Source organism: Legionella parisiensis, assembly GCF_001467945.1.
Classification (GTDB): Bacteria; Pseudomonadota; Gammaproteobacteria; order Legionellales; family Legionellaceae; genus Legionella; species Legionella parisiensis.
Window position 1 is genome coordinate 1132013 of sequence record NZ_LNYQ01000013.1, and the last position, 24099, is coordinate 1156111.

Consider the following 24099-nt stretch of genomic DNA (forward strand, 5'->3'; position numbering starts at 1 on the left):
GTCTCGCTAACCTAATGAATTCTTCAATCGAAAATGTATATCAGACTGATAGAATTTAAAACGTACTAAGGCTTGTTTACATTTCGCTAGCTTGAACCAAAAACGTCTGATTTTCAAGCGCCAAAGCGCAGGTAGTATGTGAGCATAGCAGCGCAGGAAATCAACACAGTTTGGACAAAGCGTAGCAATGGAGTTAGAACCATAAAAATACTTGTGACCGAGCAAATATATACAGAATGAGGAGTAAAAAATGACCAAAGTTTTTACCATAAAACAGTGTTTAGATGGTGAGATCCGCATTAATGAACATGTTACTGTTAGAGGCTGGGTAAAGACCCGACGTGACTCCAAAATGGGCTTATCTTTTATCAGCCTGCATGATGGCTCATGTTTTGCTCCTATCCAAATCGTAGCGACAGATGCTTTATCTAATTATAATGAGGAAGTCAGCAAACTGACTGCTGGATGCTCTCTGATTGCCTCCGGCAAATTAGTCGCTTCACAAGGAAAAGGCCAAGCTTTTGAAATTCAGGCTGACTCGATTAAAGTCGTAGGTTGGGTAGAAAATCCAGATACCTATCCTATTCAGGCGAAACGTCATACACTGGAATTCCTACGTGAAGTAGCTCATCTGCGGCCTCGTACAAATACAATTAGTGCGGTTACGCGAATTCGTCATTGCCTATCCCAAGCTATCCATCGTTTTTTCCACGAACAAGGCTTTTTCTGGGTACATACCCCCATTATCACCTCAAGCGATTGTGAAGGTGCGGGCGAAATGTTTCGCGTATCCACTTTAGATCTTTTAAATGTACCTAAAAATGAATACGGTCAAACTGACTTTAGCAAAGACTTTTTTGCTAAAGAAACTTTTCTTACTGTTTCAGGCCAGTTAAACCTGGAAGCCTATTGTATGGCTATGTCCAAAGTATATACTTTTGGACCAACTTTTCGTGCTGAAAACTCTAATACAAGCCGTCATCTCGCAGAATTTTGGATGATCGAGCCTGAAGTCGCTTTTGCTACTTTACACGATATTTGTGATTTAAGCCAAAGCATGTTGCGCTATTTATGCAAAGCTGTTCTGGAGGAGCGTGCGGATGATATGGACTTTTTCAATCAATTCGTGGCCCCCGGATGTATTGAACGCCTGGAACATATTGTTAATTCAGATTTTGAAGTCATGACCTACACCGACGCCATTAATATTTTAGAAAAAAGCGGTCAATCTTTTGAATTTCCCGTGAGTTGGGGATTGGATTTACAATCTGAACATGAACGCTATCTGGCAGAAATTCATTGTAAAAAACCCGTGATACTTACTAACTACCCTCAGGAAATCAAAGGCTTTTATATGCGTCTCAATGATGATGAAAAAACGGTCGCAGCTATGGATGTTTTAGCACCTGGAATCGGTGAAATCATCGGTGGCAGCCAGCGGGAAGAACGCCTGGATATTCTGGATAAGCGCATTGAGGAATGCAATCTAAATAAAGAAAGTTATCAATGGTATAGGGACTTGCGTCGTTACGGCAGCGTACCTCATGCAGGATTCGGGTTAGGTTTCGAGCGATTGGTCAGCTATGTTACCGGTTTAGCCAACGTACGCGATGTTATTCCTTTCCCACGCACGCCAGGACATGCCGATTATTAAGAATAAATTTATCTTCTTGCAATATGAAGCAGAACTCCATACGGACTCTGCTTCTTCAATTCATTAAAATGTTATAAGGTCAATTCACTATTAGAAGACTCTTCTTCACTTGAGTCTTCGAGTATGGTTGCTAGTTTCCCAGTATAAGGCAATTGCAAATCTTTTTCTTTTGAGGGATTACGGCTGCTTTTGGGAGACAAAAAACCATGGGAAGTTAATGGAACTCCAACATCTGTAAGCTCATACTGATTTTTGTCTGCTTTGATCTTAGCTATTAAATTTTCTTCAGGGTTACTCGAGTGGATATCTTGAGCGGATGAAAGTTTTTTACCAATCTTTTGGGCTTTATTAAACATCTTATTTTTTCCTGTTGTATAGTTCTAAACACTTTCAGTTGGATCTTGGTTCATAGTCCAAAGCTACTTAAAGTCAGATAAAACACCCTCTCCTAATACCAAAACCCTATCCATCTGTTTTGCTAACTGATGATCATGGGTGACAATAACCAAAGCAGTACTCATTTTTCTATTCAACTCCAGCATTAAATCAAATACCTTCGTTGCAGTTGTCTGATCAAGATTTCCCGTAGGTTCATCTGCCAATACACAATAAGGCTGGTGCACCAAAGCACGAGCTATTGCAACCCGTTGCCGCTCTCCACCTGAGAGCTGTGCAGGTTTATGTGTTTTTCTTTCTTTAAGTCCAACATCATCCAACATTTTATTTGCTTCAGCCTCCGCAGCCTTCACGGAGATATTTGCTAATAATAAAGGCATGCAAACATTTTCAAGTGCGGTAAACTCGGGTAACAAGTGATGAAACTGATAGATAAATCCTAAACCCTGATTACGTAGTTTACACCGTTGTTTTTCGTTTATCTTTTGCCAATTTACATCCTTAATCCATACTTCTCCGCTTGTTGGTTTATCCAAACCACCCAACAAATGCAATAAAGTGCTTTTTCCAGATCCTGAAGGCCCAATAATTGCCAAGCGTTCACCTTGAGCTATGGACAAATTAATCCCTCGCAATACGTCTACTTTAGAAGTACCGTCATTGTATGACTTACACAGTTTTTTCGCATTTAAAATAATATCATTCATAATGCAAAGCCTCCGCAATCACTGTTTTTGAGGCGCGCCAGGCAGGATAAATGGTTGCAAGAAAACTCATTAATAACGCCATAACACAAACTTTCCATAGATCGCTAAACAGGATCTCTGAAGGTAAATAATCAACAAAATAAATACTGGACGATAAAACTTTAACATGAAACCAGGCTTGTAGATGATTCACAATTGCGGTCGCATTTTTTGCCAATACTAATCCACCAAGTAAACCAAACAAGGTGCCTACAATTCCCACCATCATTCCTTGCACAATAAATGTCCATAATATGGTAGAAGGAGTCGCACCAATAGTTCTTAAAATTGCAATCTCTGCTTGTTTGTCATTTACAACCATCACCAGGGAAGACACTAGATTAAATGCAGCCACTGCGATAATTAGTAATAAAATAAGGAACATCATTGTTTTTTCCATTTTAACCGCTTGGAAAAATGCACCATATTGCTGCGTCCAATTGCCTACCTGGTATTCACCACCTAATAGATGAGATAACCGATAAGACAATTCCGGGGCTTGGTAAACATTATCTATTTTCATCTTGATTCCTGTTACCTCATCACCCATTTGCAATAATTTTTGCGCATCCCCCATATTGATAAATGCTAATTTAGTATCAAAATTAAACCCGCTTCCAGCAGAGAAAACCCCAACTACAGTAAATCGCTTAAAGCGAGGAATCATGCCCGCAGGAGTAACTGTTGCCTGGGGAATCATGACGGTGACCTTATCCCCGATCATTGTTCCCATACTATCCGCAAGTCCTCTACCCAAGATAATGCCGAAATCTTTTAAATTATTTAGACTCCCCGCAAGCAACTTATCTTGCAAGTGACTCATCTGTTGTTCTTTTTCGGGTAAAATTCCCGTCAAGACAATAGGTAAAACCTGTCCGTCATTCACCATTAATCCCTGTCCGCCAACATAGGGTGAAAGTGCTTTAATTTCAGGAATCGTTTGGATTTTTTTAGCCACTTCAGGCCAGTCACTAAGTCGTTCATTAGGTCCGGAAACCGTAATTTCAGGAGCCATCCCAAAAAACCGGTTATGGATTTGCTGATCAAATCCATTCATTACTGATAAGACCGTAATAAGAACCATCACTCCTAAGCCTATACCTAACATTGAGCTTAACGAAATAAAAGAAACAAAATGATTCTTCTTTCTGGAACGCGTGTAGCGTAACCCCATAAAGAGAGCTAATGGTTTATACATATTTGCTTTAATTTTGGTTAAAGTCTTATTGTAGAGAAAAAATCATCTGAGAGATATACCTTATACATAGTTCGACTTATTTATTATTTTCTTCATCAGTTAACCCACATACTTATCCACAGAATTTGTGGATATTTCGTTGCTGTCGCCTAATCACTTGCATGATAATAATCAGCAACACATAAAATCAGCAAGTGCTTTCTATCACACCAATCATAAGGAGAACCTTATAAATCAATTACTATGCAATGCGTGAATTAATCTTATCGGAGTTGCTGTATGGCACAAGAGAAATCAGGGTGTCCCTTTAGAGATGTCATAACGCGTACTTCGAGTCATTTAAGTAAAACAGATGAGCCTCAAGAAATAAAAAGTCTTCTCGTTTAAATCATCATAAAACACACTCATGTCTCGAATTAACTGCTGGTGCGAGATGGCTTTGTAAAAGGATTTAATATCGACGAGTTACCTGCTGAGAATTTTGTAAGGTCCTTGATTTTTTTAAATTTTTTTCAAAAAAGAGTGCTGCCTATAATCAACATGTATGTATCGTAGGTCGATGGACTTTCTCATACACCATATTCCCATAAAAATCATTAATTTTACAAATTGTTAATTTAATCTATTTAAAGTAAGATGTTTTACCAATAAAACTATTGATATAAAATAAGGACGATTATGGCCTCATCGCAAGTAGAAGTAAAAAAAATCATCTTCAGTGAAAAGATTATTGCCTTGGTCAATAAACCTGATGTTCATTTTGATGAGATAGATGCATTGGTAGATGAAGAACTTGCGGTAGTACCGGGTGGCAAAGCACTTGATCAGCTAACTGATTTCACTCATCTCGTTTCCTTCATTAAAGCAAAACGCTTTTCTCATCCTGTCTTGGCCCTGCAGGTGTTTATCAGTGAAAATACAAGCCAGGATACACGTCAGGCTCTGATTAAAGCAATTGGGATGGCTCCTGCACGCGACGATAAAATTTATGAGCTCATCTGTTTTTTAGCCCAAAAGGATAAGCTCGCCCGATATACGCAAATAGCCCATGTTGCTCCGTTACGTTTTACCATGGGTCAAGGTGAGCGCGAACATACAGAAGAATATAGTGATTGGTATTTAATATTTGACCTGTTTGGACTCTGTAAAAGTCTGCCTTCTGAATTAATTCCTTTAATAGCGGAATTATTAACTACAACGACTCCCTCAGTGGAAGATCTTCGAATGCTTGAAAAATTTCTTAAATTCGTAGACAGGATTGATCTTTTACGGAAAGACATAATAGAAGCTATGCTTCCTCAATTAAGATATAAAAACAGTATAGAAAAACTTCAATCTTTCCTGGGCTATTTACAGAGTAATGATTTGTTACACCCCACCATTTTAAAACATACTCTTCCCTTGTTGCACCATTTAGACGCGCTTAAAGTTTTTTTCAATGCCTACCTGCAAGAGCTGCAATCGGACAGATCATGCCGAGAGACATTAGAAAAACTCAATCCATTTTGCCAACTTTCTCTGGCTGAAAAGGGAAGTTATGATGATGTAGTATCAACCAATACCCCTCTACATCTAGCTATTATTGAACGTAATCTCTTTAATCTGGAACATGCATTGAACTTGGCAAACTCGAACCTTCTCTTGGCAACTTCTTATGACAATACAGCCCTGCTCTTAGCCTGCAAACTGGCTGATAAAGAAGCAGCAAAGCATATTTTGGAAAAAATGCGCGAGTTAAATTGTAATGTAAATCAAACAGACCATCATGGAATGACGGCACTTCATTGGGCAAGATTTTATCATTTTGATGATTTAAGTATGGAACTAATTGAAGCTGGCGCCCATGAAGATTTGAAAGCAACAAATGGTAAAAACTGTGCTTACTTTGCAAAGCATCAATTTACGCTTCTTGATTTTAAAATAGAAGGTCCTGAAATTGTTGAAGATTTCTTCAAATTAAAAAATTGTGCTTTGACTGACATTGCCTTTCATGCAGATAAAATTGCTTTAAATCTAAAATTAACTACCTCAAAAGAAGTGATGGATTTGTATCAAAATGATGAGATGGCTCAAATTCGCTCATCCAATCGTTTCTTATTATTTTTTAAACCGTTTCGTACCCGATTAGTTGAATGGTTAGGAAAACAAAGAGAACTGGATTATCAATCCCGCTCGTTAGCAGCTGAACAAAGAGTAGTTCCAAGCTGAGGCAATAAAATGTGGTCGGAAATCAAGAAAGGATACTCGGTAGCGTATTTTTTTAATAAACTACCGGTTATCCTATATAACATATGTAAAACCTGCTATCAGATAAGGTAAATTTGTATGAATCCCAGCTCTTGGTATTATCCTTCGCTCATTGCTTTGTGTCTTTATGGTGCCTGGGGATATTGGGGCACAAGAGCATCAAGTTTTATTAATCCCCTGTCCATCACTTTTTATTCAAGCATCGGGGTATTAATTTCTGGCATCATCGCTTTGGTATTACTTGATTTCAAACTGGATCTTTGTCCTAGAGGTAGCGCGTACGGACTATTGAACGGTTTAGCAAGTGGTGTCGCCTGTATTTTTTTTATAGCCGCACTTCGTAACGGACCCACAATGCCCGTAGTGCTTGTCACGTCAATGTATCCTATGATCACTCTCTTGTTATGCGTCGTCTTTCTCAAACAAGGACTAACATTCAAACATGGATTGGGGATGATCTTTGCTATACTTGCGTTAATCTTATTTGCTACTGAATAACTTATGATTGGTGCCCAGGGCCGGAATCGAACCGGCATGGTGTTACCACCGAGGGATTTTAAGTCCCTTGCGTCTACCTGTTTCGCCACCTGGGCAATCGATTGTGGAGGCTGAGGCCGGAATCGAACCGGCGTACACGGCTTTGCAGGCCGCTGCATGACCACTCTGCCACACAGCCTCAATTAATACTTCTATATCTTCACGGCTCTAAAAAAAAAAGCGACTTTTTGTCGCTTTAATTTGGAGCGGGAAACGAGACTCGAACTCGCGACCCCAACCTTGGCAAGGTTGTGCTCTACCAACTGAGCTATTCCCGCGTCTCTACGGGGTGTGATTCTACCGAAATTTAGCACCCTGTCAATAATAAAATTAATTTTTTTTCGTTAATTCTGGCCAAGCAATTGCCAAGTAAATAATCATCGACCAAATCGTTAAAATTGCTGCCACATAAAGTAAAACAAAACCAAAAATACCACCCCAAGTATCCGTGGGATTAAAAGCAAGCAATAAAAACAGAGCTATCATTTGTAAAAACGTTTTTATTTTGCCCACATATCCTACGGTAACACTCGCCCTTCTACCAATTTCAGCCATCCACTCTCGCAATGCTGAAATGACAATTTCACGTCCAACAATAACAATGGCAGGGATCGTAATGTAATTAATTTCCTTAGCCCCTACTAATAACAGTAAACTAGTGGAAACCAACAACTTATCTGCAACAGGATCAAGAAAAGCGCCAAAAGGAGACATCATCTGAAGTTTACGTGCCAGATAGCCATCTAACCAATCAGTAAAGCTTGCTGCAGCAAAGATACTTGCTGCCAAAACATGTGCAAATGAAAACGGTAAATAAAAAACAATAACAAATACCGGAATCAGCATGATCCGCAGTAACGTTAGTAAATTCGGCAAACTGGTTAATGTACTCAACGCTTGATACTCCCTATACATATAACGAAATAAAGCAACCCCCATCCTATGAGTAGCCCTAAAAATTAAACCTAGCCTGAATAAGCAAAACAGAGCCCCGCTGCCATTAAGTTCAGTGTATTTATTGTCATCCCCGAACAGACAGGGATCCAACTCTAAATCGAAGGCCAAAATCAATTTAGAAAATAGGTTCCCGTCTACGCGGGAATAATAAATTCCTTAACAATCCCTCCATCCCTACTCGATGTGAGAAGAAACTTTTTCCACTTAAAGTTGCACCGATTCATCTGCACCCAAACTCCTGAAAGGCTATGTTAGCGACTACTTTTCGATAAATTTAAAAAATCTGCTATTTGTTTATAATCATCAAATACTACGATTGCACCAGCAGCCTTAAGAGAAGCCTCTTCTTGTTGATGATAAATATCTATTCCTACAGCAGTAACTCGAGCATTTTTTGCCATCTCCATGTCGGTCAGTGAATCACCAATCATTAAGGTTGTAGCAAAAGTTCCCCCATATTCTTCAATAATTTCTTCCAACATTTGCGGGCAAGGTTTTGCAGGAGCCTGTCCTGCAGAACGTGTTACTTTAAACAGTGTATCAAGACCCGCCGCCTGCAAGGCGCGTAACAAAGATTGATGCCCTTTGTTGGTTGCAATTGCCAGGTTTACCTTAGCCTCGTGCAATTGATAGATCAGTTCCCGCACGCCGGGCATCAAACATACATCAGATGAGCGAGAGTTCAAGCCCATCTGTACGGCTTGTAATAATTGCTGATGTTGTGTTGCAGTCAAATGAGGATATGTTTTCCTCAAAGCCTGTACTAAACCCAAATCAACATATTTTCTCGCCTGGTGGGGATCAAAATCTCCAAAGCCTAACAAGTTCGCTTCTGTAGCAACTACATGTAAAATTATCCCTAAAGTATCCGCAATAGTACCTTCCCAGTCAAATACTACCAAATCATATGGATTGCTCATTACTCACTACGCTCCTCGCACGTAATTGTTTTAGTGCGGTAGAAAAATGGTTATCCGCATCCGCTTGAAACAAATGTTTTGTACCATTCAATTCGAATTGGATGGATCGTGCATGTAAAAAAAGACGATGATGCTGATTATCTATCCCTTCGATTTCTCCTGCAAGTGCTCCATATTTTTTATCTCCGACAATAACATGTCCTAAATGGGCACTGTGTACACGAATTTGGTGCGTACGCCCCGTTTTGGGGCTGGCTTCAACCCAGCATGCCTGTTGATAATTTTCAAGAAGCCTAAATTCTGTTTCAGAAGCTTTTCCTTCTTCTCTAACCGATACAATACGCTCTCCTGATTTTAAGGTGTTTTTTTCAAGCGCAGCACGTACAGTCACCTGTTTTTTATTTTCCCAACGATGTGTGAGTAATGCCCAATAAGTTTTTTGCACCTCGCGTGACTCAAGCAAAGCATGCACCGCCCTAAGAACACTTCTTTTTTTGGCTAATAAAAGGCACCCAGAAGTTTCCTTATCAAGCCTATGAATTAATTCCAAATAATGCAAATCACTCCTGGTTTTTCTCAACGCTTCAATTACACCAAGACTCAAACCGCTACCACCATGTACAGCGATTCCTACTGGCTTATTAAGCACCAAGAAAGAAGAATCTTCAAAGATGATGCTGTCCTTCAACCGTTTTGCCAAAGCATCACCGACAAATACCTCTTTTGATTCTGACAAGCGAATTGGAGGAATACGAACACTGTCCCCTGCATGCAATCTGGAATTGATTTGTGCTCTTTTTTTATTAACCCGGACCTCTCCGCCACGTATAATCCTGTAAATATGGCTTTTGGGAACACCTTTTAAAATACGAATCAAGTAATTATCCAAACGTTGGCCTTCTTCTTCATTACTGATTTCTTTATAACTTACTTCATTCATTGTCAATAAACCTGTTTTCTGGGCGTGATTTTTTTGATATGATCACCCGTAGCATGGGAAAATTTCCATGCAACCGAATTATAACGCATTTAAATAAAAAGCGTGACTATTTACTTTAAAGTATATGCTAGTCATTGAGGAAATGGGGGTTTAACCCAACCTAAATGAATAATTACGTGTTAAATATTATTAAATAAAAAATAGCGCTTCCATTTAAGCTAAAAGATATAAGGAAGCGACCCAATGCCAGAGATAAATTGAGCATATTTTTGACAGAAACCTACGCATGCCAGACATGCTTTATACCGATTACGAATTACTTCAGGGTTTTCGCACGCCTTTGGCTTCATATTTCAACCCGTTTGATTTGTAACCAGTATATTTCACAGTATGCACCTCTAATTAGACCTCTTTCGAAACTCGCTGCAGAGAGACAAATGCCGGAAGGAGCGGAGCGCGGAACCGGAGTGTACGTATCAGTACATGGGGATTCGCGCAACGTATCCACACCGCAATTATCCTCTACTTTTCAAAAGAGGTCGGTTAAGCAGGGAACATGCGTAAGGTCTGTTCACACGGCCATGGGTTCGCCTAAAGATCACATCGCTTATTGTTCGATTCCAGATTCTACTGATCTATCACCTACTTGCGGTGAAAAACCCGGGGTTCCAAACAGTGCAATAAAGCATACTACTGTATGCAGCGTAGCACGGAAAATCGCGACATCAGCCAATAACGTAGAAATGTCAGTAAATCAAATTGAACCTCTAAGGTATTTTTTGAGCCTTATACTATCTCAGCTTAAATGGCTGCGCCCAATTATGGGGTAATAGATGGAAAAAATGTTAATCAATGCAATACAAACTGAAGAGGTTCGTGTTGCACTTGTGAAAGACCGTTATTTATTTGACCTGGATATTGAATGTCCTGGTGAAGTGAAAAAAAAGGGGAATATATATAAAGCAACCGTTACCAGACGAGAGCCAAGCCTCGATGCTGTTTTTGTAGAGTACGGTTCTAAACGTCAGGGCTTTTTGCCTCTCAAAGAAATTGCACCTGAATATCTAAGCAAAAATCCTGACGAATTTGGCGATGAAAAACCACCAATTACTGCGTTAATCCGTGAAGGCCAGGAATTACTGGTCCAAGTAGATAAAGAAGAACGGGGCAGCAAAGGTGCCGCGCTGACAACTTTCATTACCTTAGCCGGTTGCTATCTGGTTCTAATGCCTAATAATCCTCGTTCTGGTGGTATCTCACGACGTATCGAAGGAGACGAGCGCGATGAGCTGCGTGAAACACTCAATGCACTGACTTTACCCGAAGATATGGGACTTATTATCCGCACAGCCGGAGTAGGTAAAAGCCAAGAAGAATTGCAAGATGACCTGGATATGCTGTGCAATCAATGGCAATCAATCAAACAAGCTTATAATACAGAGCTTGCTCCCTGTTTGATTCATCAAGAAGGTGATGTCATCATTCGTTCTATTCGCGATAACTTACGCAAGTCAATCAGCGAAATCATCATTGACGATCAGATTTCTTACATCAAAGCCAAACAATATATTGAGCGAGTAAAACCAGAATTTTTACCAAATCTGAAGCTCTATAATAGCAGCATCCCCTTGTTTAACTTTTATCAAATTGAAAGCCAAATAGAGACTGCATTTCAACGGCAAGTGATGTTGCCTTCTGGAGGTGCTTTGGTGATCGACAGAACCGAGGCTCTGGTTTCAATTGATGTCAACTCAGCTAAAGCAACAGGTGGGGCAGATATTGAAGCAACAGCCTTCAATACAAATATCGAAGCCGCTGATGAAATTGCCCGTCAGTTGCGTCTACGTGATTTGGGTGGCTTGGTCGTTATTGATTTTATCGATATGAGCTCCAGTAAAAATCAACGTGATGTAGAAAATCGCTTGAAAGAAGCATTACAGGCAGATAGAGCACGTATCCAGATTGGACGTATCTCTCGTTTTGGTCTTTTGGAAATGTCTCGTCAACGTCTCAGATTATCATTGGGTGAGAGTGCTCAGGAAGTTTGCCCACGTTGTGAGGGGCGTGGTACTGTTCGTAACATTCAGTCTCATGGGCTGGCTATTACGCGTCTAATTGAAGAAGAAGCATTAAAGGAAAAGACCGCTGAAATACAAGTACAACTTCCTGCGGAAATGGCAACCTTCATCATCAATGAAAAACGCACTTTCATTCGAGAGATTGAAAAAAGACATAGCGTCTCAGTAATGATTATCGCCAATCCCTATATGCACTTACCACAATATTCAATCACGCGTCTAAAAGAAGATAATGTGGGTAAATCTAAAAAGCCCAGTTATACTTTAATCCAACAACCGGAATTACAGGTTGCCAGTAATGAGGGAGAAGCCTCTTTACGTGATGAACCTGCGGTAAAATCATTTACAGAACATCCACCTGTAAAAAGTTCCCAGGCTAGTTTTATCAAACGTTTATGGTCAAGTTTATTTGGAAGTGGGCAACCAGATTCTTTAAGTACGGCACCCCAAAGCCAATCTAAAAGAATGAATAGCCGCAATCAACCTCAAACAAAAACATCCAAAGGTCCTGGAGACAGAAGACCACAAAACCGACGACGCCGGCCCAGTGGTAATCAACAGCAAAGAACCAGTCCAAGCACGAGTCAAGCTCAAGCTTCTTCAGGTCAAAATCGTAGAAAAGGACCCCAACAGCAAGGAAATATTAAATCCTCTGCTGCCAAAGGAGAGAGCAATAAAAAAAGAGAACCGGCAATAAAAGAATAAAGTTGATCTATTAAATCCTGAGCTTCACCTTCGCTCAGGATTTAATGCTCTGTTAAAACGCTACTCTGGATTAAGGGCTATATGTTCACCAGCCAAAAAATAAATCATCCGGAGGGCAATTTTATAAGGTTCCCAGCCCCACAATTACTGAACACACAAGGAGAGTTTTGAATGATACCAGTAAAAGGATATGCTGCTCAAAGTGCAAAAGCTCCACTCACCCCTTATTCATTTGTTCGCCGCGATGTTGAGAAAAATGATGTCCTCATTGACATCCATTATTGCGGTATTTGTCATTCAGACATCCATCAAGTGAAAGACGAATGGGGTGGCTCTTTATTTCCAATGGTTCCAGGACATGAAATTATTGGTGTAGTAAGTCAGGTAGGTTCATCCGTTACGAAGTTTAAGGTGGGTGATCCTGTTGGTGTTGGTTGTTTTGTTAATTCTTGCCGACAATGCGAAAGCTGCCATGAAGGAATAGAACAGTTTTGCGAAAAAGGGATGACTTTAACCTACAACAATCTTGAGCAAAATAGTAGCAACCTTGCTCAAGGCGGCTACTCTACCAAAATTGTCGTGGATGAAAATTACGTCCTGAAAATTCCTAAAAATTTACCGATGGATGCGACAGCTCCCCTTCTTTGTGCAGGAATAACTCTTTACTCCCCTCTAAGACATTGGCATGCTGGCCCTGGAAAACGTGTAGGTATTTTAGGTTTAGGCGGACTTGGACATATGGGAGTTAAATTAGCCCATGCAATGGGAGCTGAAGTAACTGTATTGAGTCATTCTCTGAGTAAAGAAGCGGACGGTAAACGCATGGGCGCAGATCATTTTTTTTCTACTTCGGATCCTGAGACTTTTCAAAAATTAACTAATTATTTTGATCTTATCATCTGTACTGTTTCCGCAAAAATCGATTGGAACGAATACATCAATTTACTGAAGCGCGATGGAACCATGGTCGTTGTTGGTATTCCAGAAGAGTCCATCCCCGTTAATCCATTTTCCATGATAAGAAGACGTAGAAGTTTAGCGGGATCAATGATCGGAGGCATTAAAGAAACTCAGGAAATGCTCGATTTTTGCGGCAAACACAACATCGCATCTGATATTGAATTAATCCCTATACAACAAGTCAACGAAGCATACGAACGCGTCGTGAAAAGTGATGTTCGCTATCGTTTTGTTATTGATATCGCATCCCTAACATAAAAAATTCTATGGGTAACTGTGCAGCCCAATAGGTCCAACTTAAAGAAAGTCAAACATCTAGCAAACTGTCTTAATTTTAAAAGTTAAGACAGCTCTGCTTTATTATTTAGGTATCCTGGCACAAATAACTGATTCCCTTTGTTATCTTTCCATGCCTCGCGTCATCCGGATCACGGTACCGCCGTAAGTGATGCGGTTCCAAATAAACTCAAAATCAAAAATGCCAGAAAAATAATAATAAACAAAAAGAAGAGCACTTTGGCAATACTGGTAGCCGTAGACGCAATCCCACGAAAACCAAATAAACCTGCAACAATGGCAACAACTAAAAAGATGAGGGCCCACTTTAACATAATGATCTCCCTGTCTAGAATAAGGTAGTACTTACCTTTTGATTATAGCCGAAAAAATAAGTGAAATGACCTTTGTAGCTTGAACATCGAAAGGCTAGAAAATCATAAATCAGTGGCAATGGGATTAACACCAATATTAGGATTGATACCGCAATCATCAAGAATTTTAAGCAAATTATTCCCTTTTTTTGTTAATCTTTTAATGCAATATTCTTCAAGATAACTTTTCAAAATGTACTCATAATCAGGGAGAGTTAAAATTTTAAGTATTTTCTCCGCCATCTCTAAATGCCGCCTGTTAGCGTAGTTGCATGCTTGAAATAAAACACCCCCTAGCATTGCCGCAATGCTTGCTTTACGCACAGGATTAGCCAAATAAAAACGTTGGATGCATTCATCTATAGCCCGTTCCTTATCCCATGCTACCCACTCGTTATAAAAGGCCATAGCAGAGTCTGAATTAAAAACACTGCTTTGCTCCAATTTTTGAATCGCATAAGCAACCGCTACAATCGCTTGTATATTAGCCCAAGAGCAATTGCCACTTATTTGTGAACTAATCGGCATTTTTGTCACTGGTACCAAACCTAATTGTTGATTAATCTGCTGGTGAAAATAACGTCTTGGCTGTTTTTTATAGAGAAAACTTTGTAAAAAACGTGCATTGAGTGCTTCAGGAGTAGTAATTTTATAGATATTAACACTTCCTTCCTGCAGGCTGTTTTCCCCTCGATCAATTTTTGCCCACCATTGGCCAAAACGGATAAAACCCATGGCATGACCACGACTTGCTGCCGGAAGAATTAACATAGGAGCTTTCAATAAATCATTCAGTCGCTGCATATGCTGTTTATCCAGAAAAGGCAAGTGTTGATATTGCAACAGCTCTTCTGCAAGTAAAAATGCATCCATGATGACATGGGCCAAGGGAAAATACTCACGCAAATGTCGGGTTGAATAACTACTGATAAAACGCCTTAAGGCATCTCTTATGACTGCAACAGTAAATTCAAGGATAAATCCTTCATAATCCAGTTCAATAAACTCACCCTTGGCATTGACTATATCCACATCTCCTTGTAATTCAAAACGATGTCCTATCAATTTGCCATTAATAAAATCAAGGGCAAAATCAAGCTTAGCACCATTTTGATAGAGTAAATGCTTGAGTGTTTCCTGATTGCGCAATACAGGATAAACCAAAATAGATAGTCCATTGCGCGTATAGGCATTGGGATCTGCTCCGTTATTTAATAACAACTCCGCCATCGCGACATCATTATTATCTACAGCCCAATGCAAAGGGGTACGCCCGGTTACATCCGCTTTATTGATGTCAACTTTACGAACAATTAGTTGCTCAGCAATTTCAATTTGACGCGTAATCACACACTCAATTAGAGGCGTAAAACCGTATTCATCAATGTCATCTAACGACTCTCCTGCTCGAAGGTAAGCTTCAAAATCAGGCATTCGATGACTGATTATGTCACTTGCTATTGTCATTAATAAGGACCTCTAGGTTTAGGTGTATTGGTAAATTTTGGCATATGACCTAAACGCAGTTGCTTTTCTTGCTCCTGATTACGTCGTTCATTATCATATTCTCGCCGCGCCTCGGTATTTAATGGAGGTTCAGGGTTTAAAGGAGAATCAACACCATCAAAACGCTGACTATCTAATGCTGGATGTTGCAAAATATTATTTTGCAACTCCCCTTCAGGACCGGGCTGAGCTTCGTAGTCAGAGTGTTCTCTAGCTTTCACTAATGCGATCCTTCGCTCCCCTTGCTGTTCGGCCAAACGTCTCTGACGTTCCATAGCCTTAGTCTCAACAACTAAAAAGGAGGTACTTTTTTCGATGCGAGTTGGTTTCGGAAGATCCTGGGTTGTTTTAAGCAAAACATACACTGCACCAATGCCACCATCTTTAGGTTGTGCACTGTGAAAAGCTGCAACCTCTTGGATTTGTGGCAACCAGTGGTTGATTAAATTCTTTACTAGAGGGAGAGCATTTTTAGGGCCTTCTACACCATGAATAATGAGTATGCATTGTTTATTATTTTTCACCTGTTTTCGAATAAATTCCAACAAGGAATTGCGGGCACTCTCGGGCTGTAATTCAGAAAGGTCCAGTTTTGCTTCCCAGGGGATATATCCTGTCTTTAATTCATGATACCGTTTAGCAGAAACATTATGAGTAGCATAAGATAAAATACTACTCGCGAGAACAGGCTCATCGATATCATCGGTTAAATAATATTCATTTAGCATATTTTCAAAAATCCAATTGTGTTAATCAAAGTATAACGTACGTTATAAAAAGTAGGAGGATTTTTAAGGCCTATTTATAACGCTACTCTCTTGAGCGCAAGATCTTGCTTTGCTGTGCTCCGATACTCACATACTTATATATATTGCGCTTCGGTACTCGAAAATCAAGGTCTCGCGACTCAATCTAGCAAATTTTAAATAGGCCGGTGCCATTTGGAGCTATAAATATTCTCGTTGCAGAATTTCAGCAATTTGCACGGCATTAGACGCAGCGCCTTTACGAATGTTATCTGCAACTACCCACAAATTTAATCCATTGGGATGTGAAATGTCTTGTCGGATTCGACCGACAAATACTGCATCATGACCTATCGCATTTTTTAGTGCAGTTGGATAACTTCCTTTACTCACATTATCCACCACTTTAATACCCGGAGCTTTAGAAAGAATTTGACGTGCCTCTTCAGCTGTTAAAGGCTTTTTTAGTTCCAAATGAATGGCTTCGGAGTGTCCATAAATAACTGGCACCCTAACCGCTGTAGGATTGACCATAATATTATCATCTTCCATAATTTTACGTGTTTCCCACACCATCTTCATTTCTTCACGGGTATAACCATTGTCTTCAAATTGATCAATATGCGGAATCGCGTTAAAAGCAATTTGTTGGGGGTAAACACTGACATTGGCAGGCCGGCCATTCAACAGATCCCCTACTTGTGAAACCAACTCACTAATAGCTTTTTTCCCAGTACCCGAAACAGATTGATACGTCGCGACATTGATACGAGTAATACCTGCTGCATCATATAAAGGCTTCAGGGCAACTACCATTTGAATCGTGGAGCAATTGGGATTGGCAATAATGCCTCTGTTTTTATACTCAGCAATACGGTGTGGATTAACTTCCGGAACAACCAGAGGAATGTCCTCTTCATAACGAAAACACGAGCTATTATCGACAACTACACATCCGCTTGCAGCAGCTTTAGGTGCATATTCTTTAGATACAGAACCACCCGCTGAGAATAAAGCAATATCGGCCTTGCTAAAATCAAATTCTGCGAGATCTAAAACGTCCAATTGCTCTTTTTTATACGTTACTGTTTTACCTACGGAACGAGAACTAGCCAATGGATAAAGAGTCTTTACAGGAAAATCCCGCTCTTCCAGTACAGTTAAAAAAGTTTCACCAACTGCACCAGTGACACCAACAATGGCTATATTTAATTCTCTGCTCATTCTTAACCTCTTCTATATCTTAAGTATTTCCTCTCTTAATTAGGAGGGAACATGTAATCTCATTGCCATTAAATTCAATCCTACGCTTTATGCGCGGTATCCAGAATCTCTTTAGCCGTCTGTAGCGTCTTTTTGTTGTACTCTCTATGGATACGCTGTAGAGATTTTTGGAAAAAATTATTAATTGGTTAATGCCTTATGTCTCAAATAATGATCCATCAACACTAAAGCCATCATTGCTTCGGCTATTGGCACAGCTCTAATTCCCACACAGGGATCATGCCGACCTTTAGTGACTACAGTCACTTCATCCCCAAAAACATCGAGTGTTTTTCCTGGAGTAGTTATACTCGAAGTCGGTTTTAATGCAATACTAACCTCTATATTTTGTCCTGTGGAAATGCCCCCTAAAATTCCACCGGCATGATTACTGAGAAATCCCTGGCGTGACATTTGATCGCGATGTACTGACCCCAATTGATTCACTGCTGAAAATCCTGCACCTACCTCAACGCCTTTAACTGCATTAATAGACATCATAGCATAAGCTAAAGTTGCATCCAGTTTATCGAATACAGGATCACCCAATCCTACAGGCACATTTTTAGCGATTAACTTTACCCGAGCACCTGCCGAATCTCCTTCCCTTCTTAAATGCTCGATTGCATCGGCAAGATCCTGGATTTGAGTAGCATTGGGACAGAAAAAAGGATTATTATTAATTTCTGCCTCATCTTCAAAGTGCAAAACCAAATCACCCATTTGCTGTAAATAACCCACTATTTCCAAATTTAGATGACGTTGTAAATACAATCGAGCAATTGCTCCGGCTGCTACACGTGCCGCTGTTTCGCGTGCGGAAGATCGCCCACCTCCACGATAATCTCGATGACCGTACTTATGGTAATAGGTAAAATCCGCATGTCCCGGACGAAATAAATTTTTGATTTCTTCATAATCCCGAGATCGTTGATCAGTATTATGAATTAACAAGGCAATAGGCGCACCTGTAGTTTTACCTTCAAAAACACCAGAAAGAATTTGAACCTTATCTTCCTCTCTGCGTTGTGTTGTGTATTTGGATTGTCCAGGTTTTCGTTTGTCCAGGAAAGGTTGGATGTCTTCTTCCCGCAGCTGCAGCCCTGGAGGGCAGCCATCAACCACACAACCAATAGCAGGGCCATGGCTTTCACCAAAAGTGGTTACTGCAAATAAAGTTCCAAATGTATTACCGGACATTAAAGTACTCTTGTAGTTGTTGCTTAGTTAATAAAAATACACCATGCCCACCATAACTCATTTCAAGCCAGGTGAAAGGGACATGGGGATAAGCATCACATAAAGCCGCCTCACTATTCCCTACTTCTACAACCAAAATGCCTTGTTCGTTTAAATAATCATGGGCATTATGGAGAATTGTTTCAACAATAGCCAGTCCATTATTGCTTGTTTCCAAAGCCAAAACAGGCTCGTGGCGAAACTCATCTGGTAGCATTTGCATCTCTTCCTTACCTACGTACGGAGGATTGCTGACAATTAAATCATAGCCTACCTGAGGCACTTTCGAGAAGCAATCTGATTCAATTAAAGTTAGTTGATCCTCAACACCTAACTGTTCGCGATTAATTGCCGCAACGGCAAGTGCTTCGCTGGAAATATCAACTGCATCAACCTCTGCTTCAGGAAAAGCGTAGCAACACGCTATAGCAATGCATCCGCTGCCAGTGCACAAATCCAAAACTCGATGTACTCTATCCGGATCGATCCAGGGGGAAAATTCATTTTTTATGAGCTCAGCTATGGGCGAACGAGGAATAAGGACGCGTTCATCTACATAAAATGGAATATCACAAAAATAAGCTTCTTTTATCAAGTAGGGAACGGGCACACGTTGATTAATGCGCTTTTCCAGTTGTTGATATAAATGTTTTTTTTCACTCGCAGTTAAACGTGCATTAAGCCAGTTTGACTCTAAATCATAAGGTAAAGACAAGCTTCTCAGAATCAATGAATGCATGTCATCCCAAGCATTATCGGTGCCATGACCATAATACAAATTTGCATTAATTGCACAAGACACGCTAAAACGTAAAAAATCCAAAATTGTGACTAATTCTTCCGTTTCCTTAAGTATATAATTGCTCATTGGATGTTAATTCTCATTAAGAAAAAGTACAAATTGTACCCTATGTTAATCAACAAAAGTAGTAATCGCGGTGAAGCCAAGTGTAACTCAAGTTTATTTAGGCTGCTGCGGAAACTCATCAGGATAGATAAGCGAGGAAATATGAAGCAATTCTCCATAGCGAGTTACAAAGAAAGGCTTATTCAAGCAGCCTAACAATCTGGGTTATACTTCAAATATCACTCAATTATTTATAGTAAAAAATGGCTGATGATTTTTTATCCGATGAGGACAAAGCCCTATTTCGCGAATCCATGCGTTCGGTAAAACCATTAAATGAAAAAACAAAACGGGTAAAAGTTGAAATGCCTAAGCCTTCAATTCAGCCTAAAAAAAATAAATCCCTGGAAACCCAAAGGAAAAAAGAATATTACTTATCTGATACGATTGTGGACACCGTTTTTTCTGAAACAATTTTGTCCTATACCCGCCCAAGCCTTTCCAACCAGCAATTTAAAGCATTAAAATATGGAAAAATCCCATGGGAAGCCCGTTTGGATTTACATGGTTTAAAGAGTGACAAAGCCCGTGATATCTTATGTCACTTTATTCAGACTCAGACAGAAAGCAGCAAAAAGTGCTTACTCATTATTCATGGCAAAGGAGGTTATCTTGGTGCACCCCCTGTGATTAAGAATTTATTGAACCGCTGGTTACCACAGTTAGATGAGATCTTGGCATTTCATAGTGCTTTACCCAAGGATGGCGGAAGCGGCGCCGTGTATGTACTCCTCAAAAGAAAGAAAGATCAACCTCCAGAATCGTAGCCTGGGTGCCGCGTAGCAAAATCCGGGATTTTGAATGCACATTTTTATTCCCAGCTTTCAGTACGCTACGCCCAGGCTACATTTAAATAATTCCTATACTTGCGTTAAGACCTCATTCTGGGGATAATTCGCTACATTATATTCATATAACATCAAGAGAGAACATGGAACATTTAGGTCAATTTATCATGAATCATTGGCAGCTATGGCTCGCCCTCATTGTGATTTTACTCCTTACTTTTATCAATGAGTTAGTCACGCAAAAAAAGAAAGCAAAAGAACTGACTCCCCAGACCGCTGTTGATTTAATCAATAATGAAAATGCTGTAGTCATTGATTTGCGTGAGAAAGAAGCTTTTAAACAAGGGCATATTATTGATTCAATCAATGTCAAAAGCGAAGATTTTGAACAACAAAAAATGGATAAATATAAGAATGTACCGCTCATTCTAATCGCTGCACGAGCTGTTGAAGCTCAAACTATCGCCAGCAAAATTCGCGCTCAAGGTTACCAAGCCCATGTTCTTAGCGGTGGAATTACTTCCTGGCAAAATGCTGAGCTACCTCTGATTAAAGGGAAATAAATTATGGCTGAAGTGATTATATACAGTACTGCTTATTGCCCATACTGTGTCAAAGCCAAGGAATTATTGCAACTAAAGCACACTTCATTTACGGAGATTCGTATTGATTTGCAACCAGAATTACGTGATGAAATGATAACCAAAAGCGGCAGGCGGACTGTACCGCAAATTTTCATTAATGGCCAACATATTGGTGGCTGCGATGACTTATATGCCCTGGATGCCCAGGGAAAACTCGACCAATTACTAAGAGGATAACAATATCATGAGTGAACAAGCAAACCAAACACAACAAAATCAAAATGAAACTCAATTCATGATTCAAAGAATTTATACTAAAGACTTATCTTTTGAAACACCGAATACCCCTGCTGTATTTCAGCAACAATGGGAACCTGAACTGAATCTTGAAATCAACACCAGCAACACCCAACTTGAGGCAGGCGTTTATGAAGTTGTTTTGACAGTGACGACTACAGTAACCAACAAAAAAACTACAGCTTTTCTGGTGGAAGTAAAACAAGCAGGTATTTTTACCATTCAGGGTGCTCCTGAAAACCAATTAGACCATTTATTAAATAGCTTCTGCCCCAATATACTGTTCCCTTATGCTCGTGAAGCGATTACTTCGCAAGTAATTCGCGGTAGTTTCCCCCAACTGGTATTGGCACCCATTAATTTCGATGCATTATATATGCAGCAAGTTGCAGAAAAACAAAAAGAAGGTCAAGCTTAATAAGTATAAGTACGTACACTGAAAAACAGTCTCTGAGGACAAACCTGAGGAATAGATACACGCTCATTAAATGATAAATTTTTATAAAACCTCTCTACTTACTGCGCTTTATGTACTGTATCCAGAGATTTTGCTTTAAAAAACTCAGCAATACTTCAAAGCATCGTTCTGGATGCCGCACATAAAGCGCGGTACGTAAGGTAAAAACTATTCCTCAGGGACAAGCCAAGTCGTTAAAGGGAGATAAAATTCTTTAACTTAATGACATTGCACCCAAGCGCTATTTAACCTCTGTTTAAGAGCATAAAATGAACAAAAAAAATATTGCTATATTAGGTGCCGGCTCGTGGGGCACTGCAGTTGCAATTCATCTAGCCCAAGCAGGACATCGCGTTTTGCTCTGGGGACATGATCCGCAGCATGTTGCTCTTATGAAGGAAAAAAAAACAAACTCACGCTATTTACCTGGTATCGATTTTCCTAAAACCCTGGAACCCACAGCTCATTTTGAGCAGTGTATAGACGAAGCCAGTTACCTCATTATCGCCGTGCCCTCCCATGCATTTGCAACAATTATTACTAAAATTAAAAATGCACCTCGTGGCTTAACCTGGTTAACTAAAGGAATTGATCCACAAAGCCATCAATTACTAAGCAATTTAGTGAGTCAAACCTTTGGTTCCACCTTTCCGCAAGCAATTATTTCAGGACCATCATTCGCCAAAGAAGTAGCAAATTTTTTACCTACGGCTGTGACTTTAGCCTCTAATGATTCAGAGTATCAAAAAGAAATCCGTGAATTGCTTCACCACAATAATCTTCGTGTTTACTTGAGTGATGACCTGATTGGTGTCCAAATTTGCGGTGCGATTAAAAATGTTTTAGCGATTGGGTGTGGTATTAGTGATGGTTTGGGATATGGAGCGAATGCCAAAGCAGCATTAATCACACGCGGCTTAGCAGAAATGGAACGCTTGGGGCTTGCTTTAGGGGCTCGAGCAGAGACATTCCTTGGCTTGGCCGGTGTGGGGGATTTAGTCTTAACCTGCACAGATGATCAATCACGAAACCGCCGTTTTGGTTTACTTCTGGGTAAAAATATCAGTATCCCTGAGGCAGAAAAGCAAATTGGTCAAGTGGTAGAAGGAAAATATAACGCCTCACAAGTCTGCTTTATCGCCAAACAACATCACGTTGAAATGCCTATTTGTGAGCAAATTAATGCCCTTTTACAGGGAAAAATTAGTCCAAAACAGGTAGTCCAAAATCTAATGAACCGCCCGCCTAAAGAAGAATAATTCCACCCATATCACGGCTTCATAGCCGTCAAACCAAGAACAAAAGCAGACTATGTCATTCCTGCGTAAGCAGGAATCCAATCCCTGATGAGTTACATTACCAATTTAAAAATGGAGCCCGACCTGTGCGGGGATGACAGAGTTACTTGCGTATTGAATGAAACGAAAGCTTTAATACTCTGAGCTTGAAGCTAGGGCTCAGCTTCGCCCCCTAAGATCCATGAAATCATCTTAGGATTTCACATCCACAAGTTCAATATTATCTAACATCAGTTGTTCGCCCAAAAATATCTCGCCTACAATCTGGAAACGTTTGATTGAATCAGTTACTAAATAATCTACTCTACAACTTAAAGAAGGAGCATCATTCAACAAATCCTGTTTTTCGAGCAACTGATGCAGTGCCAGCGCCGTTGCATGTGCTGAATCGACTATAGTAACGCCTTGAGGGAGTAACTTGTTTAACAAAGGCTTAAATACCGGGAAGTGCGTACATCCTAACAGAACTGTATCTTCGTTAGTAAAACCATCCAGATAATGCTTTAAGGCCTCGCGAGCTACTTGATTGGTCACCATTCCTTCTTCTGCTAAAGCAACCAGAACGCTGCATGCTCGAGTATTAATGATGGCCTGGGGCAATTGTTGGGTAATAAGCTTCTGGTATGCATTCGATGCAATGGTTGTTTCAGTCGCCAAAACAATAATGCGATTGTTTTTAGTCGCTGCAGCTGCTGCCGCCGCACCTGGAGCCACTACTCCAAGTACCGGCATATCAGGTAACATTTCTTGCAAATAGGACAATGCTGCTGTCGTTGCGGTATTACAAGCAATCACTAATGCCTTAATTCGTCGTTCTACCAGCAATTTTGCCATTTGCATGGCATACTGTTTTACGGTATCCGGACTTTTAGTACCATATGGAAGTCGAGCAGTATCCCCTAAATAAATAAATGATTCTTGCGGCAACCCCTCTCGTAACGCACGCAAAACAGTCAAACCACCCATCCCTGAGTCAAATACACCAATCGCCAATTGGTTTGAGTTCAATTGTATAACCCCTTATTG

The 24099-nt window shown here is 40.1% G+C and carries 24 protein-coding genes and 3 tRNA genes; 11 read left to right on the plus strand and 16 right to left on the minus strand.

The genetic code is table 11. The features are described from left to right. Positions 1 to 250 precede the first annotated feature (250 nt). Complete coding sequence (gene asnS / locus Lpar_RS11075; protein ID WP_058517996.1) at positions 251 to 1654, plus strand: asparagine--tRNA ligase; 1404 nt, start codon at positions 251 to 253, stop codon at positions 1652 to 1654. Positions 1655 to 1725: 71 nt separating this feature from the next. On the opposite strand, the gene Lpar_RS11080 is transcribed toward asnS, so the two are convergent. From Lpar_RS11080 to Lpar_RS11090, 3 genes are all read right to left on the minus strand, one after another. Then, on the minus strand, positions 1726 to 2010 hold the full coding sequence (locus Lpar_RS11080) for a hypothetical protein (RefSeq protein ID WP_058517997.1): 285 nt from the start codon (positions 2008 to 2010) through the stop codon (positions 1726 to 1728). Between the two features lie 63 nt (positions 2011 to 2073). Continuing rightward, entirely contained in the window at positions 2074 to 2757 is a 684-nt protein-coding gene (gene lolD / locus Lpar_RS11085; protein ID WP_058517998.1) for a lipoprotein-releasing ABC transporter ATP-binding protein LolD, read from the minus strand. Beyond that, positions 2750 to 3994 (minus strand): lipoprotein-releasing ABC transporter permease subunit, encoded by a 1245-nt coding sequence (locus Lpar_RS11090; RefSeq protein WP_058517999.1) that lies wholly within the window; start codon positions 3992 to 3994, stop codon positions 2750 to 2752. Before Lpar_RS11090 ends, lolD begins: the two co-directional genes overlap by 8 nt. Positions 3995 to 4672: 678 nt before the next feature. Here Lpar_RS11090 and ankQ point away from each other — a divergent pair. Both ankQ and Lpar_RS11100 read left to right on the plus strand, forming a co-directional pair. Further along, the gene (ankQ, locus tag Lpar_RS11095) at positions 4673 to 6202 is read left to right on the plus strand and encodes a Dot/Icm T4SS effector AnkQ/LegA10 (RefSeq protein ID WP_058518000.1); all 1530 of its coding nucleotides are present in this window, start codon (positions 4673 to 4675) and stop codon (positions 6200 to 6202) included. Positions 6203 to 6319: 117 nt separating this feature from the next. Further along, on the plus strand, positions 6320 to 6739 hold the full coding sequence (locus Lpar_RS11100; protein ID WP_058518001.1) for an EamA family transporter: 420 nt from the start codon (positions 6320 to 6322) through the stop codon (positions 6737 to 6739). Positions 6740 to 6747: 8 nt separating this feature from the next. Here Lpar_RS11100 and Lpar_RS11105 read toward each other — a convergent pair. From Lpar_RS11105 to Lpar_RS11130, 6 genes are all read right to left on the minus strand, one after another. After that, positions 6748 to 6834, minus strand: a tRNA-Leu gene (locus tag Lpar_RS11105). A gap of 9 nt (positions 6835 to 6843) precedes the next feature. Then, positions 6844 to 6917: transfer RNA gene (locus tag Lpar_RS11110), tRNA-Cys, on the minus strand. A 63-nt stretch (positions 6918 to 6980) separates the two neighbouring features. After that, positions 6981 to 7056: transfer RNA gene (locus Lpar_RS11115), tRNA-Gly, on the minus strand. Between the two features lie 52 nt (positions 7057 to 7108). Further along, a complete protein-coding gene (gene pgsA / locus Lpar_RS11120; protein WP_058519247.1) occupies positions 7109 to 7672 on the minus strand; it encodes a CDP-diacylglycerol--glycerol-3-phosphate 3-phosphatidyltransferase in 564 nt (187 codons plus the stop codon). A gap of 314 nt (positions 7673 to 7986) precedes the next feature. Then, positions 7987 to 8655: an HAD family hydrolase gene (locus Lpar_RS11125; protein WP_058518002.1), complete on the minus strand. Its 669-nt coding sequence runs from the start codon at positions 8653 to 8655 to the stop codon at positions 7987 to 7989. After that, positions 8639 to 9595 carry an RluA family pseudouridine synthase gene (locus Lpar_RS11130; protein WP_058518003.1) on the minus strand — a complete coding sequence of 319 codons (957 nt, stop codon included), beginning with the start codon at positions 9593 to 9595 and terminating at the stop codon, positions 8639 to 8641. The genes Lpar_RS11125 and Lpar_RS11130 overlap by 17 nt, the downstream gene beginning before the upstream one ends. A gap of 269 nt (positions 9596 to 9864) precedes the next feature. Between Lpar_RS11130 and Lpar_RS18545 the strand changes: the two genes are divergently transcribed. The 3 genes from Lpar_RS18545 (at position 9865) to Lpar_RS11140 (ending at position 13596) form a co-directional block, all read left to right on the plus strand. Continuing rightward, positions 9865 to 10425, plus strand: a complete 561-nt coding sequence (locus Lpar_RS18545) for a hypothetical protein (RefSeq protein ID WP_156416202.1) — start codon at positions 9865 to 9867, stop codon at positions 10423 to 10425. A 3-nt stretch (positions 10426 to 10428) separates the two neighbouring features. Then, a complete protein-coding gene (locus Lpar_RS11135) occupies positions 10429 to 12378 on the plus strand; it encodes an Rne/Rng family ribonuclease (protein WP_058518004.1) in 1950 nt (649 codons plus the stop codon). A gap of 171 nt (positions 12379 to 12549) precedes the next feature. Next, positions 12550 to 13596, plus strand: a complete 1047-nt coding sequence (locus Lpar_RS11140) for an NAD(P)-dependent alcohol dehydrogenase (protein ID WP_058518005.1) — start codon at positions 12550 to 12552, stop codon at positions 13594 to 13596. Between the two features lie 170 nt (positions 13597 to 13766). Here Lpar_RS11140 and Lpar_RS11145 read toward each other — a convergent pair whose 3' ends face one another. From Lpar_RS11145 to prmB, 6 genes are all read right to left on the minus strand, one after another. Beyond that, positions 13767 to 13949, minus strand: coding sequence for a DUF1328 domain-containing protein (locus Lpar_RS11145; RefSeq protein WP_019234766.1), 183 nt, complete (start codon positions 13947 to 13949; stop codon positions 13767 to 13769). 102 nt (positions 13950 to 14051) lie between these two features. Beyond that, a complete protein-coding gene (gene ankH / locus Lpar_RS11150) occupies positions 14052 to 15455 on the minus strand; it encodes a Dot/Icm T4SS effector AnkH/LegA3 (RefSeq protein ID WP_058518006.1) in 1404 nt (467 codons plus the stop codon). Next, positions 15455 to 16222: a Smr/MutS family protein gene (locus Lpar_RS11155; protein WP_058518007.1), complete on the minus strand. Its 768-nt coding sequence runs from the start codon at positions 16220 to 16222 to the stop codon at positions 15455 to 15457. The genes ankH and Lpar_RS11155 overlap by 1 nt, the downstream gene beginning before the upstream one ends. 219 nt (positions 16223 to 16441) lie before the next feature. Beyond that, positions 16442 to 17464: an aspartate-semialdehyde dehydrogenase gene (locus Lpar_RS11160; protein WP_058518008.1), complete on the minus strand. Its 1023-nt coding sequence runs from the start codon at positions 17462 to 17464 to the stop codon at positions 16442 to 16444. A 180-nt stretch (positions 17465 to 17644) separates the two neighbouring features. Continuing rightward, positions 17645 to 18703 carry a chorismate synthase gene (gene aroC / locus Lpar_RS11165; RefSeq protein ID WP_058518009.1) on the minus strand — a complete coding sequence of 353 codons (1059 nt, stop codon included), beginning with the start codon at positions 18701 to 18703 and terminating at the stop codon, positions 17645 to 17647. Then, complete coding sequence (prmB, locus tag Lpar_RS11170) at positions 18693 to 19610, minus strand: 50S ribosomal protein L3 N(5)-glutamine methyltransferase (RefSeq protein WP_058518010.1); 918 nt, start codon at positions 19608 to 19610, stop codon at positions 18693 to 18695. The genes aroC and prmB overlap by 11 nt, the downstream gene beginning before the upstream one ends. A gap of 242 nt (positions 19611 to 19852) precedes the next feature. Between prmB and Lpar_RS11175 the strand changes: the two genes are divergently transcribed. The 5 genes from Lpar_RS11175 to Lpar_RS11195 all read left to right on the plus strand — a co-directional run bounded on the left by Lpar_RS11175 (position 19853) and on the right by Lpar_RS11195 (position 23034). Next, positions 19853 to 20416, plus strand: a complete 564-nt coding sequence (locus Lpar_RS11175) for a Smr/MutS family protein (RefSeq protein ID WP_058518011.1) — start codon at positions 19853 to 19855, stop codon at positions 20414 to 20416. Positions 20417 to 20580: 164 nt separating this feature from the next. Next, positions 20581 to 21000 (plus strand): rhodanese-like domain-containing protein, encoded by a 420-nt coding sequence (locus Lpar_RS11180; protein WP_058518012.1) that lies wholly within the window; start codon positions 20581 to 20583, stop codon positions 20998 to 21000. 3 nt (positions 21001 to 21003) lie between these two features. Beyond that, positions 21004 to 21258, plus strand: a complete 255-nt coding sequence (gene grxC / locus Lpar_RS11185) for a glutaredoxin 3 (protein ID WP_058518013.1) — start codon at positions 21004 to 21006, stop codon at positions 21256 to 21258. A 7-nt stretch (positions 21259 to 21265) separates the two neighbouring features. Continuing rightward, the gene (secB, locus tag Lpar_RS11190) at positions 21266 to 21736 is read left to right on the plus strand and encodes a protein-export chaperone SecB (RefSeq protein WP_058518014.1); all 471 of its coding nucleotides are present in this window, start codon (positions 21266 to 21268) and stop codon (positions 21734 to 21736) included. A gap of 308 nt (positions 21737 to 22044) precedes the next feature. After that, positions 22045 to 23034: an NAD(P)H-dependent glycerol-3-phosphate dehydrogenase gene (locus Lpar_RS11195; RefSeq protein ID WP_058518015.1), complete on the plus strand. Its 990-nt coding sequence runs from the start codon at positions 22045 to 22047 to the stop codon at positions 23032 to 23034. A 231-nt stretch (positions 23035 to 23265) separates the two neighbouring features. Here Lpar_RS11195 and murI read toward each other — a convergent pair whose 3' ends face one another. Further along, the gene (gene murI / locus Lpar_RS11200) at positions 23266 to 24081 is read right to left on the minus strand and encodes a glutamate racemase (protein WP_058518016.1); all 816 of its coding nucleotides are present in this window, start codon (positions 24079 to 24081) and stop codon (positions 23266 to 23268) included. Between the last annotated feature and the right edge of the window lie 18 nt (positions 24082 to 24099).